The organism is Pseudomonas sp. JAI120 (assembly GCF_014207255.1).
Taxonomy (GTDB): Bacteria; Pseudomonadota; Gammaproteobacteria; order Pseudomonadales; family Pseudomonadaceae; genus Aquipseudomonas.
This window is the reverse complement of record NZ_JACHCZ010000001.1, coordinates 450,394-467,949: the sequence shown is the minus strand read 5'-3', so window position 1 is coordinate 467,949 and position 17,556 is coordinate 450,394. Positions and strand designations below refer to the sequence as shown.

Here is a 17,556-nt window from a genome sequence, read left to right as displayed (position 1 = left end):
GCATCACAAAACGTAGCCCTCTACCGCCACTTTGGGGCAAACTCCCGGGTTTTCCATACTTGGCCAAGGCATGCCCATGACTCCCGCGTCGTCTGTCGATGAAAAGAGCTTTCGTACACTGCTCAGCCGAAACGTAGCGTTGCCCCTGGGTGTGGGCGTGCTCAGCGCGGTATTTTTCGTCTGCCTGATCACCTATTTGCTGTCAGTCATCCAATGGGTCGAGCACACCGACCGGGTGATCAATAACCTCAACGAATCATCTAAAATGACGGTGGACCTGGAAACCGGCATGCGCGGTTTCCTCATCACCGGTGACGAGCACTTTCTCGACCCGTACGAAGTGGCTAAGCCGCGGATCATTGCCGACCTGCGCAACCTGCAAGAGCTGGTGGCGGATAACCCACAGCAGGTGGACCGTCTCAAGCGCCTGGAAGCGTTGCAACTGGAGTGGAACAAATACGCCCAGTCAATGATTGATATGCAGCGCCAGAGTGGGGACTACCGCGGCGCGGTGAAGGCCGGCCGTGGCAAGCGCCTGACCGATGAGATCCGCAAGGAATACGAAGATGCGGTGGCGATGGAGCAGCAGTTCCGCATCACGCGCAATCAAGAAGTCACCCGCACCACCGTTATCAGTGTCACTTTGTATTTGGCGTTCGTGTTGGGGTTGAGTGGCTTCCTGGCCTATATAGGCCGTAAGAATTTACTCGCTCTTTCAGGTAGTTATAGCGCAAACCTCGCGTCACAACAGAAGATCGCACTGCGCCTGGAACAACAAGCCTGGCTACGCAATGGCCAGACCGAATTGGCCGAGCAAGTCCTTGGCCAACTGACCCTCAACATGCTGGGCCGCAATATCCTGCAATTCTTCGCCCAGTACATGGGCTCGGCGGTGGCGGCGCTGTATGTGCGTGAAGAGCACGGCGGCCTCAGGCGCGTGGCGACGTATGGCTTCTCCCGGGAACAGGAACAGCTTGAACAGGCTATCTACAGCGACGAGGGGATCGTGGGCCAGGCCGCCCAGTTGGACCGGCTGATTCGCCTTGATGATGTGCCGGTCGACTACTTCAAGGTCAGCTCCGGCCTCGGCGAAGGCTCGACCCGTAGCGTGCTGGTGGTGCCCACCAGCGATGACGACCGTGTCAATGGTGTGATTGAGCTGGGCTTCCTGCGACCGCTGGAAGAGCGTGATGTAGAACTGCTGGAGCTGATCGCCGGTAATATCGGCACGTCAATCGAAGCGGCGCGCTACCGCCAACGCTTGCAGGAAGTGCTGGCCGAGACCCAGCAACTCAACGAAGAGCTGCAAGTGCAGCAGGAAGAACTGAAGACCGCCAACGAAGAGCTTGAAGAGCAGTCGCGCATCCTCAAGGAATCCCAGGCCCACCTGGAAACCCAGCAAGCCGAGCTGGAGCAGACCAACGAGCAACTGGCCGAACAGACCCAGACCCTGGCCGAGCAGCGCGATGCCATGGACCGCAAGAACGTCCAGCTCAACCAGGCCCAGCTCGAGCTGGAAGACCGCGCCGATGAGTTGCAGCGTTCCAGCAAGTACAAGTCCGAATTCCTCGCCAACATGTCCCACGAACTGCGTACACCGCTGAACAGTTCGTTGATCCTGGCCAAGTTGCTGGCGGAAAACCCCCAGGAAAACCTCAGCGCCGAACAGGTCAAGTTTGCCGAGTCGATCTATTCGGCCGGCAACGACCTGCTCAACCTGATCAACGACATCCTCGATATTTCCAAGGTAGAAGCCGGCAAGTTGGAAGTGCGCCCGGAAAACTCCAGTGTGGCGCGCCTGGTCGATGGCTTGCGCGGGATGTTCGAACCGTTGGCCGCTGACCGTAAGCTGGGCTTCCAGGTGGAGGTACAGAACGGTGCGCCGGTGATGCTGTTTACCGATCGCCAGCGCCTGGAGCAGATCCTCAAGAACCTGCTGTCCAACGCGGTCAAGTTCACCGAGCAGGGCGAAGTGAGCCTGTCGGTGTCCCGTGCGCCGGGCGAGGGCATTGCCTTTACCGTGCGTGATTCGGGTATCGGTATTGCGCCGGACCAGCAGGAAAGCATCTTCGAAGCTTTCCGCCAGGCCGATGGCACCACCAACCGCCGTTACGGTGGCACCGGCCTGGGCCTGTCGATTTCCCGCGACCTGGCCGCGTTGCTCGGCGGCTATATCAGCGTGACCAGCGAGCCTGGCAAAGGCAGCACCTTTACCCTGGTGCTGCCGGAGCAGTATGTCGAACGCGAGGAAGATGCCGCGCCGATCGAGCAACCGCGTCAGGTCGTTGCCGCCCCCGCGCCCAAGCCCATCGCGATCTCACCGCTGCCGGTAGCCGACGCCAAGCAGATCCCGCGGTTTGCCGACGACCGCGACAAAACGCCGTTCACCAGCCGTTGCATTCTGGTGGTGGAGGATGAACCGAACTTCGCCCGCATCCTGTTCGACCTGGCCCATGAGTTGGGTTACCAGTGCCTGGTGGCCCATGGCGCGGACGAAGGCTACAGCCTGGCAGAGGAATACATCCCTGACGCGATCCTGCTGGACATGCGCCTGCCGGACCATTCCGGCCTCACCGTGCTGCAACGCCTCAAGGAGCACGCCAACACCCGCCACATCCCGGTGCATGTGATTTCCGTGGAAGACCGCGTCGAAGCCGCCATGCACATGGGCGCTATCGGCTATGCGGTAAAACCCACCACCCGCGAAGAGCTCAAGGACGTGTTTGCACGTCTGGAAGCCAAGCTGACCCAGAAGGTCAAGCGCGTCCTGCTGGTGGAGGACGATGACCTCCAGCGCGACAGCATTGCCCGCCTGATCGGCGACGATGACATCGAGATCACCGCCGTGGGCTTCGCCCAGGAAGCGCTGGACCTGCTACGCAACAACGTCTACGACTGCATGATCATCGACCTCAAGCTGCCGGACATGCTGGGCAACGAGTTGCTCAAGCGCATGGACACCGAAGATATCTGCTCGTTCCCGCCGGTGATCGTCTACACCGGCCGCAATCTCACCCGTGATGAAGAGGCCGAATTGCGCAAGTATTCGCGCTCGATCATCATCAAGGGCGCCCGCTCACCGGAGCGCCTGCTCGACGAAGTCACACTCTTTCTGCACAAAGTCGAATCCCAGCTGTCCCATGACCGCCAGAAGATGCTCAAGACCGCCCGCAGCCGCGACAAGGTTTTCGAAGGACGCAAGATCCTGTTGGTGGACGACGATGTGCGTAACATCTTCGCCCTGACCAGCGCCCTGGAGCACAAAGGCGCCGTGGTGGTGATCGGCCGTAATGGCCGCGAAGCCATCGAGAGACTCAATGAAGTCGACGATATCGACCTGGTGCTGATGGATGTGATGATGCCGGAGATGGACGGCTACGAGGCCACCGCCTTGATCCGCCAGGACCCGCGCTGGAAGAAACTGCCGATCATCGCCGTGACGGCCAAGGCCATGAAGGACGATCAGGAGCGTTGCCTCGCGGCGGGCTCCAACGATTACCTGGCCAAGCCGATCGACCTGGATCGCCTGTTCTCGCTGATTCGCGTATGGCTACCCAAGATGGAACGCATTTAAGTGGAGCAACGTTTTTTGGAGAAAAGCAGCGATATTGAGCTGCGCCTGTTGATCGAGGCGATTTACCTCAAGTACAGCTACGACTTTCGCGACTACTCCGGCGCGTCGGTCAAACGCCGCGTGGCTCATGCCTTGCGCCAGTTCGACTGCGCCACGATTTCGGCGCTGCAGGAGCGGGTGTTGCATGACCCGGCAGCGTTCATGCAGTTGCTGCAATTTCTGACGATCCCGGTGAGCGAGATGTTTCGCGATCCCTCGCACTTCCTGGCGATCCGCCAGGAAGTGGTGCCGCTGCTCAAGACCTACCCGTCAATCAAGATCTGGATCGCCGGTTGCAGCACTGGGGAGGAGGTGTACTCCATGGCCATCCTGCTGCGTGAAGAGGGCTTGCTGGAGCGCACGATCATCTACGCCACGGACATCAACCCGGCGTCCCTGGATAAAGCCAAGCAGGGCATTTTCTCACTGGAAAATGTGCGGGCCTACACCGCCAATTATCAACAGGCCGGGGGGCAACGATCATTTGCCGACTACTACACGGCGGCCTACGATTACGCAATCTTCGACAAGACGCTGCGCGAGAACGTGACGTTTGCCGATCACAGCCTGGCGACCGACAGTGTATTCTCAGAAACTCAATTAATTTCATGCCGTAACGTATTGATTTACTTCAATAAAAAGTTGCAGGATCGAGCATTCGGATTGTTTCATGAGTCGCTGTGCCATCGCGGCTTCCTGGTGCTGGGCAGCAAGGAAACCCTGGATTTTTCCGCCTACAACAAGCAATTCGAACCCTTGGTCAAACAGGAACGGATCTACCGAAAATCATGAGCGACGTTGCAGCCAACCCGATTCGCGGGATTGAAGCCATCGTCGTCGGCGCTTCCGCCGGCGGCGTCGAAGCGTTGCTGAGTATTTTCAGCGAACTGCCCGAGACCTTCGGCCTGCCGATCATTGCGGTCTTGCACCTTCCGGATGAGCGCCGCAGCCAACTGGCGGAAGTGTTTGCGCGGCGCTTGCCCATCCCCGTGCGCGAAGCGCGGGACAAGGAGGTAATCGATGCAGGCACGCTTTATTTCGCCGGACCCGGCTATCACCTCTCGGTAGAGCATGACCGCAGCCTGTCCCTGAGCCAGGAAGACCGGGTACACCATTCCCGGCCGGCTATCGATTACCTGTTCGCCTCGGCCGCCGACGCCTATGGCAAGGGGCTGCTGGCGATTCTCCTGACCGGCGCCAACCACGATGGCGCCCACGGGCTGGCCCATGTCAAGCACTCGGGCGGCACCACCGTGGTACAGGACCCCAGTGAAGCTCGGATTGCCGTGATGCCGCAGGCGGCCCTGGCCTTGCATATACCCGACCATATTCTGACTTTGAGCCGCATTGCCGCATTGCTGGCTTCCCTGGAATCCTCCCCATGTTAAGTACTGTCCAGGCCAAACTGCTGATCGTTGACGATCTGCCGGAAAACCTGCTGGCCCTCGAAGCGCTGATCAAGCGCGAGGATCGCCAGGTCTTCAAGGCATTGAGCGCCGACGAGGCCTTGTCCCTGTTGCTGGAGCACGAGTTCGCCCTGGCGATTCTTGATGTGCAGATGCCCGGCATGAACGGGTTCGAGCTGGCCGAACTGATGCGCGGCACCGAAAAAACCAAGAACATTCCGATTGTGTTCGTCAGCGCCGCAGGCCGTGAGCTCAATTACGCCTTCAAGGGCTACGAAAGCGGCGCCGTGGATTTCCTGCACAAACCGCTGGATATCCACGCGGTGAAGAGCAAGGTCAATGTGTTCGTCGACCTGTACCGCCAGAGCAAGGCGATGAAACTGCAGGTGGAAGCGCTGGAGCGCAGCCGTCGCGAGCAGGAGCTGTTGCTGACGCGCCTGCAGGCCACCCAGGCCGAGCTGGAGCAGGCAGTGCGCATGCGGGACGACTTCATGTCGATCGTCGCCCACGAAGTGCGTACGCCGCTTAACGGCCTGATCCTGGAAACCCAGCTGCGCAAGATGCACCTGGCGCGGGACAACGCCGCCGCGTTCACCCTGGACAAGATGCACGCCATGGTCGACCGCGACGAGCGTCAGATCCAGAGCCTGATCCGCCTGATCGAAGACATGCTCGACGTCTCGCGTATCCGCACCGGCAAATTGTCGATTCGCCCGGGACGCTTCGACCTGACGCAACTGGTAAGCAACCTGGTGGAGAATTTCGCTCCGCAAGTGGCTGCCGCCGAATCGTCGATGCAACTGGTTGCCGGTGGACCCGTGGTGGGCAACTGGGATGAGTTCCGTATCGAGCAGGTGATCACCAATCTGCTGACCAACGCCTTGCGCTACGGGGCCAAGAGCCCGGTGGAGGTGCGCGTGTACAACGAACATGGCGAGGCCCGGGTCGAGGTGCGCGACCATGGGATCGGCATCAGTGAAGCGAACCAGAAGCGTATCTTCCAGCAGTTCGAACGCGTGTCCGCCAGCCAGGTATCAGCGGGCCTGGGCCTTGGGCTGTTTATTTCAGAACAGATCATTGCAGCCCACGGCGGCACCATCGAGGTCGAGAGCCGGATAGGCGAGGGCGCGTTGTTTCGGGTGTGCCTGCCCCTTGAACAGTCGGCATGAAATCAATCGTCACCCCGACGCAACCTCTGCGTGACCCCATGGTCGTAATTGCAGCAATTGACCGGACAAAGGCTTCCCATGAGTGAAGATGCACAAGATGTCGTTCTGATCGTCGAGGACGACGAATCCATTATGTTTGTGCTGGGTGAGTACCTGGCCGGCCTGGGGTATCGGGTGTTGAAGGCGATCAACGGGGAGCAGGCCTTTGAAATCCTCGCCACCAAGCCGCACCTGGACCTGATGGTCACCGACTACCGTTTGCCCGGTGGGATTTCCGGCGTGCAGATCGCCGAGCCCGCGCTCAAGTTGCGCCCGGAATTGAAAGTGATCTTTATCAGCGGCTACCCGCAGGAAATTCTCGACTGCAACAGCCCGATCACGCGCAATGCGCCGATCCTGGCCAAGCCGTTTGATCTGGATACGTTGCAGGAGCATATACAGCGGTTATTGGCCTGATGGCGGGTCGGCGTCGAAAGTCCGACGCCGCTGCTTTCGCTTTCATAGGTTCAAGGTGTCAGTTTTTTCCTATTGGCATTGAGCGTAGGATGAGAGGTGCTTTAGCTCACCATAAATGCCGGCGGTATGTCCCCTTTGACATAAAAGACCTCTAACTCCTGCCCGTTCAATTTTTCAACGGCTTGCAGAAGGGTTGCTTTAGTGATTTTTTTATCCCCGACCAGTCTTTCCCCGTCTTTAAGAACGATATCGACCACCGTTCGAAATGCGTTCGGGTCTTGGGTGGTGTCGACAGTAAAGACGGGCACCTTCTTAGTGGGTGTTGAGTACTGAGTGGCAAAACTATTGGCTTTGGCCTTGCTCGCGCTGAATGACATGACTTCACCGCCACTGCCTGATGTTCTTGCCGTATGTTGGATAATCGCAGCCAGATAGTCGTCGCCGGAAGAGTCCGTTCCCGCTGCACGCCTGAGGCCGGTCGCGAGAGTATCCCCGGTAGCTGTATGCCCTCGAAATATTTGGGTTGGGACAGCGAAGTCAAATTTCTTCAGTTCCTCAAGGGTTCGGACACTCGCCTTGGTCCCGGGGGTGGCAAGACGTTCATTGAGTAAACGAACCATGAACTTTTCAGCACTTCTTTCGCTGTCTGGTCGGATGGCGAGTCGTGCGTCATACAGCTTTTTAACATCCGTACTCAGCACACTATTTGTTCGCTGCCACGCATCAGTATGGTCGAAGACCTTGAACTCCAACTTAGCGGGGTCAGTACTATGAGTCACGTAGCCTGGCTCCAGTTTCTTGTCACGAGTCAGTTTCTCCAGTGCCTTTTCCATGTCCTGTGCATTGGAAAATTTCGCAAGCCCATGATTAGGGTCATAGAAGTAGAAGCTCTTTCCTGTGTCATCAACCCTTACGCCAGCCGCCATGGCGTGACCAGGAGAGTCGATCATTATTGACTTGGATACGCTGGCGTCGGCCAGCTCATTCACGATGCCTTGAACCGTCTCCTGACGCACCGTCTGTTGAGCATGAAAAGCACTTCGCGCGCCGACTTGGGTTTGGATCTTGCTCAGTTTGGCAGTAAATTCTCTGGAGGCCGGATCGGCCGGGTAGGCCGCTGCACTGAGCATGTTCTTGATCAATAACCGTTCTTTGCCTTCTGCCATGGCGTCCGCCATGACACGTGACAGCGCGGCACATTGGCCATTGGACAATTGCCCGGTCTTGGAAAGGTATATGACTTGAGGCATAGGTATTACGCTGCCGAGCCCTGGTTCTATGGCATCGATAAAACGAGCTGAGCCAACCCGACCGATTTGGTAAGAGAGATCGTCGAACCGCTTGAGCAGCATCCCGACCTCCTTGGCGGTAAGGTTTTTATTGCCAGCCAAGGTTATGATATCTGCGGGCTTCATGGAATTGGAGAACCCTCTGATAGTTTGGGGGTTTCCTGATTGGTATCCGCTTTCAAACTGAGCTTTTTGCGGTCCAGTGCGATGGTCGTTAACGGTCTTTTTCCAGCTTTTGACAACGGCCTCATCGAGTGTCTTTCGGGGGCTGTCCGCAGTCGCCCATTTCCCGAGTTCTGCCATTTGGTTCTGCAGCGAGGGCAAGAAATCCTCCAGCGGTGCGCCATAAGGTTTTAGTGACAAGGGATCAAGTGCGTACCACTTGTTATCTTTGAACGCTGCCGCACCCTCCATAACTTCGCCTTGATACTTGAAGGTACCCATCGACACGCTGTCCAGGCCGTTAGGAGCATTGAGCAAACTGCGGCTAGACATCTGTAGGGAATGAACACCGTCAGAGAGTGACGATGCTGCGGATCTCGCACCTTTCGTCAACAAGCGCGTCAGGTCCGCCACGTCAGCGAAAAGATTGGCGTCTTTAAGCACGGCGCCACCGAATTTCTTGACGCCTGTCAGTAGCCTCATAGCCGTTGTTTTACTGGTTCTGTTAACAATGCCGCTGCCTTTGGCGCCAGGATTATAAAGCGCTATCAGATCCAGCATTGCATCGCCGATGGCGTCGTCCCATTTACCCTCAATCGCGTTTTCGATAGCGGATTTGAACGGAATAATTACATTCAGAATGTCGTTGCTGAGTTTATTGTTTTTCCGGTACCGCTTCTCAAAGTTTGTTTCACCTGAAGCATTTGCCTCGAAACTGTCCTTGTCGCTGAAAAAATGCTCGCTGACGGTCTTGGCAATCGCATCGGTCTTCGCGGTAAAGAACGTCTTGAGTGGAGCAGTTGTCGAATTCGGTTCGTCGGCGCCGGAGGTGACTGACGCGGGCTGGATCTTGACCCGATCAATAATGACGGGGACTTTTGGCGGTGGTAGGCCTCCATTCCCGATCCCATACTTATCGAGGTCAAACGGCAGCCGTTCAAACCCTTCGATATATTTATCGCCGTCTACCCCACGGAAGATACGGGTTGCGCCGATCGGCAGATCGTCAGGCAGGTCGATTTTTTTGCGAATAGTCTGATCGCTTACAGAAAACTCATAGTAGGTGGATTTCTCGCCACGCACCGTTTTAAACAATATGCAATCGCGTCCAATTTTTTTGTATTGTTTTTGACTGATATCATCTTCTCTATCCTCATGCAGTGGTAGGCGAACGGAGTAAGCCGTTAATCCCCCGAATCCAAAGTTTTTTCGGTCTTCTAAAGGGAGTCGTGAAATTTGATTCTTTATACGCGAGGTAAAGGCTTTTTTTACCCCGTCGAAATAAGGCGTGAACGTTTCTTTAAATACTTCTTCGATATCGGGAAGCTCATCGAATTTAGGCTCGAGTTTTTTTAGTAGCTCCTTGTCAAAATCAGACCTGAGCGTATCGGCCTTGAGCCGACCCGACATATATAGATCAATAATCGAGTATGCTGTGCCACCTCTGTTTTGGCGGCCCAGCTTGATGAATTCTTTCTCGAGAGGGACGTGATCGCCCAGTACTTTTTTGAGTTCGGCTTCTGCCAAGGCTTTTCTGGTCGGCAGCGGTGAGGAGAACACCGCGAGGCGTGTACTCAGTTCTGTTATCTGCTCGTTGAATTTGCTCCGCGTGTGCTCAATCGCTGCTGGGTCGTAGTTGTCATCGTCATCCTTAATGAGAAAACCATTGACGATACCCCAGTCAACCATGGCGTTGCGTTCAGCAAGGGCGGCGTGCACCGCTTGGCGCTCGCTGACCGCAGAGGTGTTGCCGAACTCGATCACTTGGTCAAATGTCATGGTCGCCGCAGTACCGGGCGCCTGTTGCTCAATGCGCGAAACGGCAGCACTGAACACAGCCCACTCGTTGGAACCGTACACCAGGTTCTCGGGCAACTGTTTGACCAGAAACTGCGGCGCGACCCGCGAGAGCAGCAAATAACCCCTCACGTCAGGGACATTGGCGTTTTCACGTTCTAGATGGTCATTGACCGCCGCGATGATCGCCGAAGCGGGTTTGCCCCAATTGTCGGGCTGGTTCAGGTCATAGCCTGCGATACGGTTGCGCTGTGTTTCGGGCGTGATGCCCAGTTCCAGTGCCACCGCTGTCATCAACCATTCATTGACACTGGTTGTGGTTGAAATGCCCTGCAGTTCGGCTTCCAATTTCTGACCCAGTGCCTGCGCCTGGGGGTTTGCGATCAACTGTTCGAGTACCTTGCGAGGGGTTACGGGTGATTCTGTGTTGGTGACAGCGTGTATGATCAAGGACTGAATGCTGGTATTAGCTGATTCGTTGACGATAGCGCGCACGCGGTCTTGCTGGAATTGAGCCAGGGGTACCGTCCGACCCAGCAGCCCCCCGAAATCACCCAACGCAGGCGGTGCGGGCAATGGCATGGCAATTTTCTGGGTCAATCGCAAGGTCTCTTGCCAACTGGTGGGTAACGGCAAACCCAGCGCCTGGATGTATCGTTCGGCGCTCATGCTTTGCCCTTCGAGAAGGTTGTTCTTGCGCGCAATGTAAGATTCTGGTGGCAGGGTTATCTGCAACGATCTAAGCCGCCGTTCAGTGCCATAGTATTGATGTTTCTGCAACTCACCTGTTTTAGTCAGGCCATCGATAAGTGCTTGTAGGCCAATGGCATCGGCCGCCGTCATCGAATTTTTTTGCAGAGGTGGTGGCAACTGATTCTGGACACTTTGTTGGGCGAGAAGCGATCTTTGCCCGATACTCCGAATAGATCGTTGATTACGTATCGGATCGATGTCCCACTCGGAAGAAGATTCAGCAAGAGGCGCATGGGACGAGGCGGAAGTTGATGTTTGCGGGGTGCTCTGAAGATGCTGGCGGGGAAGAGTAACGCTATCGGATGAAATCATGAGGGGCATTCTCTGAGAGGCAAATGAACATACCCCGGGTGTTGTAACTGCGCCCGCGGTTTAACACTTGGTATTGGTATTAGCCTCTAACGTTCCAACTCTACCCTTTGCCGGAAGTTACTAAATGCGCTGGGCGCCGATACAAAGGTGACTCACCGACGGCACTTGAGTATTACTTCCTGTATCTAAAAGTAAAACTTCAGACATTGCAGGTCATTAACGAAGTTTTCAATGAACCAAATTCGTCGCCTTCAACGTAAATAGCCTGTCAGCGGGCCCGGTCGAGACCCAGCGTTTCGCTTGACCTGCGCCTCATTCACTGGCCTTTATGTGAGTCATCTCCCGCACCTTCGCCGTCAACAAGTCAAAGGTAAAGGGCTTGGTGATCAATTGCATCCCCGGGTCCAGGAAACCACCCCGCACCGCCGCATGCTCGGCATATCCGGTAATAAATAACACCTTCAGCTCGGGGCGAATCTGCCTACCGATCTCTGCCAGTTGTCGCCCGTTCATCCCAGGCAAGCCTACGTCGCTGATCATCAGGTCAATGCGCTGGCTGGATTCGATAATCGGGAGTGCGCTATCGGCATCGCCGGCTTCGACAAACGCGTAGCCCAGTTCGCTCAGTACCTGGCTGACCAGCACGCGCACCGCCGGGTCGTCCTCGACGATCAGCACGGTTTCACCGGTATTGGCGACAGGCAGCAGCGCCGGGTCCAACGGCCTGTCCTCGCTGATTTCACCGATATAGCGCGGCAGGAACAGACTCACCGTGGTGCCTTTGCCCACCTCGCTGTGGATGGTGACATGCCCGCGTGACTGGCGCGCGAAGCCGTAGATCATCGACAGGCCCAGGCCGGTGCCCTGGCCGATGGGTTTAGTCGTGAAGAATGGGTCGAATACCCGGCCAATCAGGCTTTCAGGGATGCCGCAGCCAGTGTCGCTGACGCTCAGTTCCACATAGTCGCCCGGCGTGAGCGTGCCGTAGGCGGCAGTAAACACGCTGTCCAGATGGCGGTTACTGGTGTCGACCGTCAGCCGCCCGCCCCCCGGCATCGCATCCCTGGCGTTGAGTGCGAGGTTGAGCAGGGCACTTTCCAGTTGATTGGGGTCGGCTTCGGCGGTCCACAATTGGCTGTCCAGGCGCATGTCCAAGGCGATGCTTTCGTTGAGACTGCGTTGCAGCAGCTCGCCCATGGACGTGACCAGTTCGTTGATCTGTACCGGCTTGGAATCCAGCGACTGGCGCCGCGAGAACGCCAGCAAGCGGTGGGTGAGGCCGGCGGCGCGGTTGGCGGAGGTCACACCGAGGTCGATCAGGCTGTCGAGGTCATCCAGCTTGCCACGGGACACACGCCTTCGCAGCAGTTCCAGGCTGCCGATGATGCCGGTCAGCATATTGTTGAAGTCGTGGGCGATGCCGCCGGTCAACTGGCCGACGGCTTCCATCTTCTGGGATTGGCGCAAGGCTTCTTCATTGCTGCGCAACTGCGCCGTGCGTTCTTCGACTTGCTGCTCCAGCGTCTCAAGGGTGCGCTGCAGGCGCAGTTCGCTCTCGCTCAGGTCGATCAACCTGTCCCGTGCTTCATATTGGCGGCGCCGCCCACGCAGGGCTGCGCTCACCAGGCTGATCAACGTCACGGGGTGGAAGGGACGCTCCAGGAAGGTCACGTTGCCCAGCAAGCCGCTGAAGTGTGATGAGCCGTTGTGCTCGGTGCCACCATGGTGGGTCATTAACACGATGGGCAGGTCAGACCAGGCGGGCTGACGATGCAGATGCTCCAGCAGCGGCTCCAGGTCCGCGCCACGCAGGGCCTCGGCCGCAATGATCAGCATGCCGGCGCCTTGCTCCAGCGCTTCGCACAGCACCGTCAGGTTGCTGGCGATGATCCCGCTGTAACCGGCCTGGTTGAGCATCATCAGCGCCAGCGAGCCGTCACGGCCCATTGGCGCCAGCACGATTGCGCGTTCGGATATGGGTGGTACGGTCGTCACACGCCCTCATCCTTGAGCAAAGGGGAACCGGCGCCCATATAGGTCGGGATCCCACGCAAGACACCTTGGAAGTTATCCAGCGGTTCACCGACGGTCATGCCACGGCTGCCGATACGGTATTCGCGGATGGTCGACTCGTGGGCGCCGGTGCGTTTCTTGATGATCGAGATGGCGCGGCGGACCTTGCCCAGGGCCTCGAAGTAACGCAACAGGATCACCGTGTCGGCCAGGTAAGTAATGTCGACAGGCGCCTGCATGTCGCCGACCAGCCCGTGTTGTGCGACGGTCATGAATGTCGCTGCGCCACGGCGGTTGAGGTACAGCAGCAGTTCGTGCATATGCAGGATCAGCGCGTTTTCTTCCGGCATCGCCGCCTGGTAGCCGTTGATGCTGTCGATAACCACGGTCTTGATCCCGCGTTCATCCACGCAGCGGCGCACGCGGTGTGAGAACTCGCCGGGGGACAACTCGGCGGCGTCCACTTGCTCGATCAGCAGGTTACCGGTGGCTTGCAGGGCGGCGAGATCGATGCCCATGTTGCTCATGCGCTCGAACAGCAGGCCCAGCTCTTCATCGAAGATAAATAACGCAGCCTTTTCGCCACGGGCTACCGCCGCCGCGGCAAAGATCATCGAGATCAGCGATTTGCCGGTACCGGCCGGGCCGAGGATCAGGCTGCTGGAGCCGGTCTCGACACCGCCGCCCATCAAGGCATCCAGCTCACGAATGCCGCTGCTCAAGGTCTGGCGCGTGTAGCCACCGCGATGTTCGGCAGCTACCAGGCGCGGGAATACATGGATGCCGTCCTGCATGATGGTGAAGTCGTGAAAACCGCCACGGTATTTTTGCCCGCGATACTTCACCACCCGCACGCGACGGCGCTCGGCACCGTAGTTGGGGGTCAGCTCTTCGAGACGAACCACGCCGTGGGCCACGCTGTGCACGGTTTTGTCGAGGGATTCGGTGGTCAGGTCGTCGAGCAGCAGCACGGTAGCGTCATAGCGCACGAAGTAATGCTTGATCGCCAGGATCTGGCGGCGATAGCGCAGCGAACTTTGCGCCAGCAGGCGGATTTCCGAGAGGCTGTCGATCACCACGCGGGTCGGTTTGACCCGTTCCACCACTTCAAAGATCTGCCGGGTGGCTTCGCCCAGCTCGAGGTCGGATGAGTACAGCAGGCTCTGCTGATGCTCGGCATCCAGCAGGCTCTCCGGCGGGGTCAATTCAAAGATATGGATATTGTCGTCCAGGTCCCAGCCATGGGACTCGGCGCCCTGGCGCAACTCACGCTCGGTTTCGGACAGTGTGATGTACAGGGTTCGCTCGCCCTTTTTCGCCCCGGCCTGCAGGAAGTGCAGGGCGACCGTAGTTTTACCGGTACCCGGTTCACCTTCCAGCAGGAACAGATGGCTGCGCGATAGCCCGCCGCACAGAATGTCGTCGAGGCCCTCGATGCCGGTGGCTGCTTTTTCGCTTAACAACGCTTTGGATGTAGACAAGAAGTGCCCTCAGGTCACATACGAGTAGAGGATGCGCATCCAGGTGGACGTGCCATGTTCTCTTGACCGTAGCGCTTTGCGGCGGTTCAAACTGATGCGTGATTATTGCGCCTACAGGCCTTGCTGGAGGGCCGGATCGTCAGGGTTTTGCTGTTCGAGCTGGGCGAGCAGCACCTGCACATTCTGCAGTTGACCGCTTTCTTTCCAATAGTTGACCAGCAGCACCCGTGCCTTGCGATTGGCCGGATGGCGCTGGATGATTTCCTCCAATTGGCGCTGGGCGGCTTCCAATTCCTGCTGGGCGTGCAGGGTGGTGGCGAGGTCATAGCGATAATCCTGGTTGTCCGGCTCCAACTCCACCGCCTTGGACAGACCCAGCAGCGCATAGGGACGCTCGCCGTGGTGCAGCAACCACATGCCGAGGGCGTGCTGCAGGTAGGCCGACTCAGGATGCGCCGCCAGTTGCCGTGCCAACAGTTGGCGGGACTCGTCGGTCTTGCCTTGTTTATCCAGCAGTTCGATCTGCGCCACGACCGCTTGCAGGTTGTCCGGCTGCAAGCGCATGGCCTGTTCCAGGGCGTTTTGTGCGTCTGGCAGCAGGGCGCTGTGAATGTACAGGCGCGCCAGTTGAATCCAGCCTTCGGCGGTTTCGGGCTCGGCCTTGAGCTTTTTCACGAACTCGTCCAACACCTGCTGCAACGGCCCGAAGTACAGGCCCAGGGCGTCTGGCGACAGGCCGAGCAAGGCGTTGGCGGCGGCGAAACGCACGCTTTGTTCGGGGTCATCCAGCACTGGGCCGAGCAACAGCGTGCGCTGGCCGGTGGGCACCAGGCCGACGATGCTGTGGATGGCGGCCTCGCGCACCAGCGGCGATTCGCTGCTGAGGTCCTTGTCCGCGAGCTTCAAGGCTTGGGGGCTGGGGTAGTTGGGCAATTCGGCATGCAAGGCGGCGCGGCGCTCGGGTGACAGGTCCGGCCGGCCCAGTTGCTGATACAGCACACGCGCGGCGCCCGGTTCACCGTTGTGTGCCTGTTTCAGGGCTTTGGAGTAGCCATGGGCAATGGCGGGAGGCACGGCCACCTGGGGGGTGCGGGAGAAATACCAGGTGATCAGCACAATCAACAACAGGGCGCACAGGCCGACGATGGAGTAACGGCGTGACTTTGACATGCAGGTGTCCGAAAGCTGAAGAAGCAAAGTCGCAAGCTTCGGTCAGACCACGGCAGGTGTCAAACCCGTGTCAGGTCAGCACGTATTCCACCGGTTCCAGGGCCGCTGGCAGGTCGGTTTCGCCGAGGGCGGCGAGCAGCTCACGCTCCAGGGTGCGCAGGATCGCATTGCAGGGCAGGTCGTTTTCGTCAAAGCCGAAAGGGTCTTCCAGGTCGTCGCCGATTTCATCGAGGCCGAAGAAGGTGTAGCTGACGATGGCGGTAAACACCGGCGTCAGCCAGCCCAGGGGTTCGGCCATGGCGAACGGCAAGAGAATGCAGAACAGGTAAATGGTGCGGTGCAGCAGCAAGGTGTAAGGGAAGGGCAGCGGCGTGCTTTTGATTCGCTCGCACGCGGCCTGTACCTGGCTGAGGCTGACCAGGCGGGTTTCCAACTGGGTGTAACGCCATTCGCTGATGGCGCCTTGCTCGGCCAAAGCGGAAAATCGCGCGCCGAGCTGTTGCAGCACCCGGTCAGGGAGGTTGGGATGACTCGCTTCCACGCTGGCCCACGGCTTTATCGCCCGGGCTTCGTCTTCGTGGCGCAGACGCGCGACCAGCCCGTGGGCGAAGCCGCCCAGCCCCCGCAGCAAGCGCCCACGCTCCGCGGGGTCAGTGAGCACCTGGGTCTCGCGAATCAGCGAGCGCACCTCGATGATCATCTGCCCCAGTTGCTTGCGGCCTTCCCACCAGCGGTCATAGCAGGCGTTATTTCGAAAACTCATGAAGATCGACAGCGACAGCCCGAGCAACGTAAAGGGTGTCGCGTTGACCTTGGAGAAATACGCCGGGTGCAGGGTTTCCACCAACACGATCACCGACGCCAGCAGCGTGACCAGCAGGCTACGCAGGGCGATGCGCTTGGCAATCGAGCCCTTGAGCGAAAACAGGATGCCCAGCAGGTTCGGTTTGGGACGTACGATCATCGGTGGGCGGACTTCTTCGGTGGCGCAGGCTCTCAGGTTAGGAGCTTGCAAGCCGGGCGTCCAATCGCTTGGACTGACCGGCCGATCAGCGCGGTCGATGATTGGCCAAACCAGTCAGCCATGTTGAAGGCTTTGACCATTGCTGTCGTAGCGTGGCAGAGCGACTATTTCGACGATACCGACCGTTCAAGGAACCAATAATGCAGATTGAGAACAAGATTTTTCTGGTCAGCGGCGGCGCTTCCGGCCTTGGTGCGGCCACCGCAGACATGCTGGTCGCGGCCGGCGCCAAGGTCATGCTGGTGGATTTGAATGCCGACGCCGTGGCGGCCAAGGCCAGGCAGCTCGGCGACAACGCCCGCAGCGCAGTGGCGGATATCAGCCAGGAAGCCGCTGCCGAAGCCGCCGTGCAGGCAACGGTCGCGGCGTTTGGCGGTTTGCATGGTTTGGTCAACTGCGCGGGGGTGGTGCGCGGTGAAAAGATCCTCGGCAAGAGTGGCCCCCACGGGCTGGCCAGCTTTGCCCAGGTGATCAACGTCAACTTGATCGGCAGCTTTAACTTGCTGCGCCTGGCAGCAGCGGCCATCGCCGAAACTGAAGCGAACGCCGACGGCGAGCGCGGGGTGATCATCAACACCGCGTCGGTGGCTGCGTTCGACGGGCAGATCGGGCAGGCTGCCTATGCGGCTTCCAAAGGCGCGATAGCCAGCCTGACCTTGCCCGCCGCACGGGAGCTGGCGCGCTTCGGCATTCGCGTGATGACCATCGCCCCAGGCATTTTCGAAACCCCGATGATGGCCGGCATGACCCCGGACGTGCGCGACTCCCTGGCCGCCGGCGTGCCGTTTCCGCCACGCCTGGGCAAGCCTGTCGAATACGCCGCGCTGGTGCGGCACATCATTGAAAACAGCATGCTCAACGGCGAGGTGATCCGTCTCGACGGTGCCTTGCGCATGGCGGCCAAGTAAGGA

Annotated in this window: 11 protein-coding genes; 6 read left to right on the top strand and 5 right to left on the bottom strand. The window is 58.5% G+C overall.

Annotation, left to right across the window (positions count from 1 at the left end; translation table 11 throughout):
- Positions 1-76: 76 nt before the first annotated feature.
- From HDC32_RS02155 to HDC32_RS02135, 5 genes are all read left to right on the top strand, one after another.
- Positions 77-3,574 carry a response regulator gene (locus tag HDC32_RS02155; protein ID WP_184742299.1) on the top strand — a complete coding sequence of 1,166 codons (3,498 nt, stop codon included), beginning with the start codon at positions 77-79 and terminating at the stop codon, positions 3,572-3,574.
- A complete protein-coding gene (locus HDC32_RS02150) occupies positions 3,575-4,405 on the top strand; it encodes a protein-glutamate O-methyltransferase CheR (RefSeq protein ID WP_371920987.1) in 831 nt (276 codons plus the stop codon).
- Entirely contained in the window at positions 4,402-5,001 is a 600-nt protein-coding gene (locus tag HDC32_RS02145) for a chemotaxis protein CheB (RefSeq protein ID WP_145337816.1), read from the top strand. Before HDC32_RS02150 ends, HDC32_RS02145 begins: the two co-directional genes overlap by 4 nt.
- On the top strand, positions 4,995-6,188 hold the full coding sequence (locus HDC32_RS02140) for a hybrid sensor histidine kinase/response regulator (RefSeq protein ID WP_184742297.1): 1,194 nt from the start codon (positions 4,995-4,997) through the stop codon (positions 6,186-6,188). Before HDC32_RS02145 ends, HDC32_RS02140 begins: the two co-directional genes overlap by 7 nt.
- A 78-nt stretch (positions 6,189-6,266) precedes the next feature.
- Positions 6,267-6,644, top strand: coding sequence for a response regulator (locus HDC32_RS02135; protein WP_057703059.1), 378 nt, complete (start codon positions 6,267-6,269; stop codon positions 6,642-6,644).
- Positions 6,645-6,745: 101 nt separating this feature from the next.
- Here the strand turns inward: HDC32_RS02135 and HDC32_RS02130 are convergent, their stop codons facing one another.
- The 5 genes from HDC32_RS02130 to HDC32_RS02110 all read right to left on the bottom strand — a co-directional run bounded on the left by HDC32_RS02130 (position 6,746) and on the right by HDC32_RS02110 (position 16,585).
- On the bottom strand, positions 6,746-10,957 hold the full coding sequence (locus tag HDC32_RS02130) for a YopT-type cysteine protease domain-containing protein (RefSeq protein ID WP_184742295.1): 4,212 nt from the start codon (positions 10,955-10,957) through the stop codon (positions 6,746-6,748).
- A 312-nt stretch (positions 10,958-11,269) separates the two neighbouring features.
- A complete protein-coding gene (locus tag HDC32_RS02125; RefSeq protein WP_221461895.1) occupies positions 11,270-12,904 on the bottom strand; it encodes an ATP-binding protein in 1,635 nt (544 codons plus the stop codon).
- Between the two features lie 44 nt (positions 12,905-12,948).
- Positions 12,949-14,451 (bottom strand): ATPase domain-containing protein, encoded by a 1,503-nt coding sequence (locus HDC32_RS02120; RefSeq protein WP_131696255.1) that lies wholly within the window; start codon positions 14,449-14,451, stop codon positions 12,949-12,951.
- Positions 14,452-14,562: 111 nt separating this feature from the next.
- Complete coding sequence (locus HDC32_RS02115; protein WP_184742293.1) at positions 14,563-15,621, bottom strand: HEAT repeat domain-containing protein; 1,059 nt, start codon at positions 15,619-15,621, stop codon at positions 14,563-14,565.
- A 70-nt stretch (positions 15,622-15,691) separates the two neighbouring features.
- Positions 15,692-16,585: a bestrophin family protein gene (locus HDC32_RS02110; RefSeq protein ID WP_167656329.1), complete on the bottom strand. Its 894-nt coding sequence runs from the start codon at positions 16,583-16,585 to the stop codon at positions 15,692-15,694.
- A 200-nt stretch (positions 16,586-16,785) separates the two neighbouring features.
- Here HDC32_RS02110 and HDC32_RS02105 point away from each other — a divergent pair, with 200 nt between their 5' ends.
- Positions 16,786-17,553, top strand: a complete 768-nt coding sequence (locus HDC32_RS02105; RefSeq protein WP_131696257.1) for an SDR family NAD(P)-dependent oxidoreductase — start codon at positions 16,786-16,788, stop codon at positions 17,551-17,553.
- The last annotated feature ends 3 nt before the right edge of the window (positions 17,554-17,556 follow it).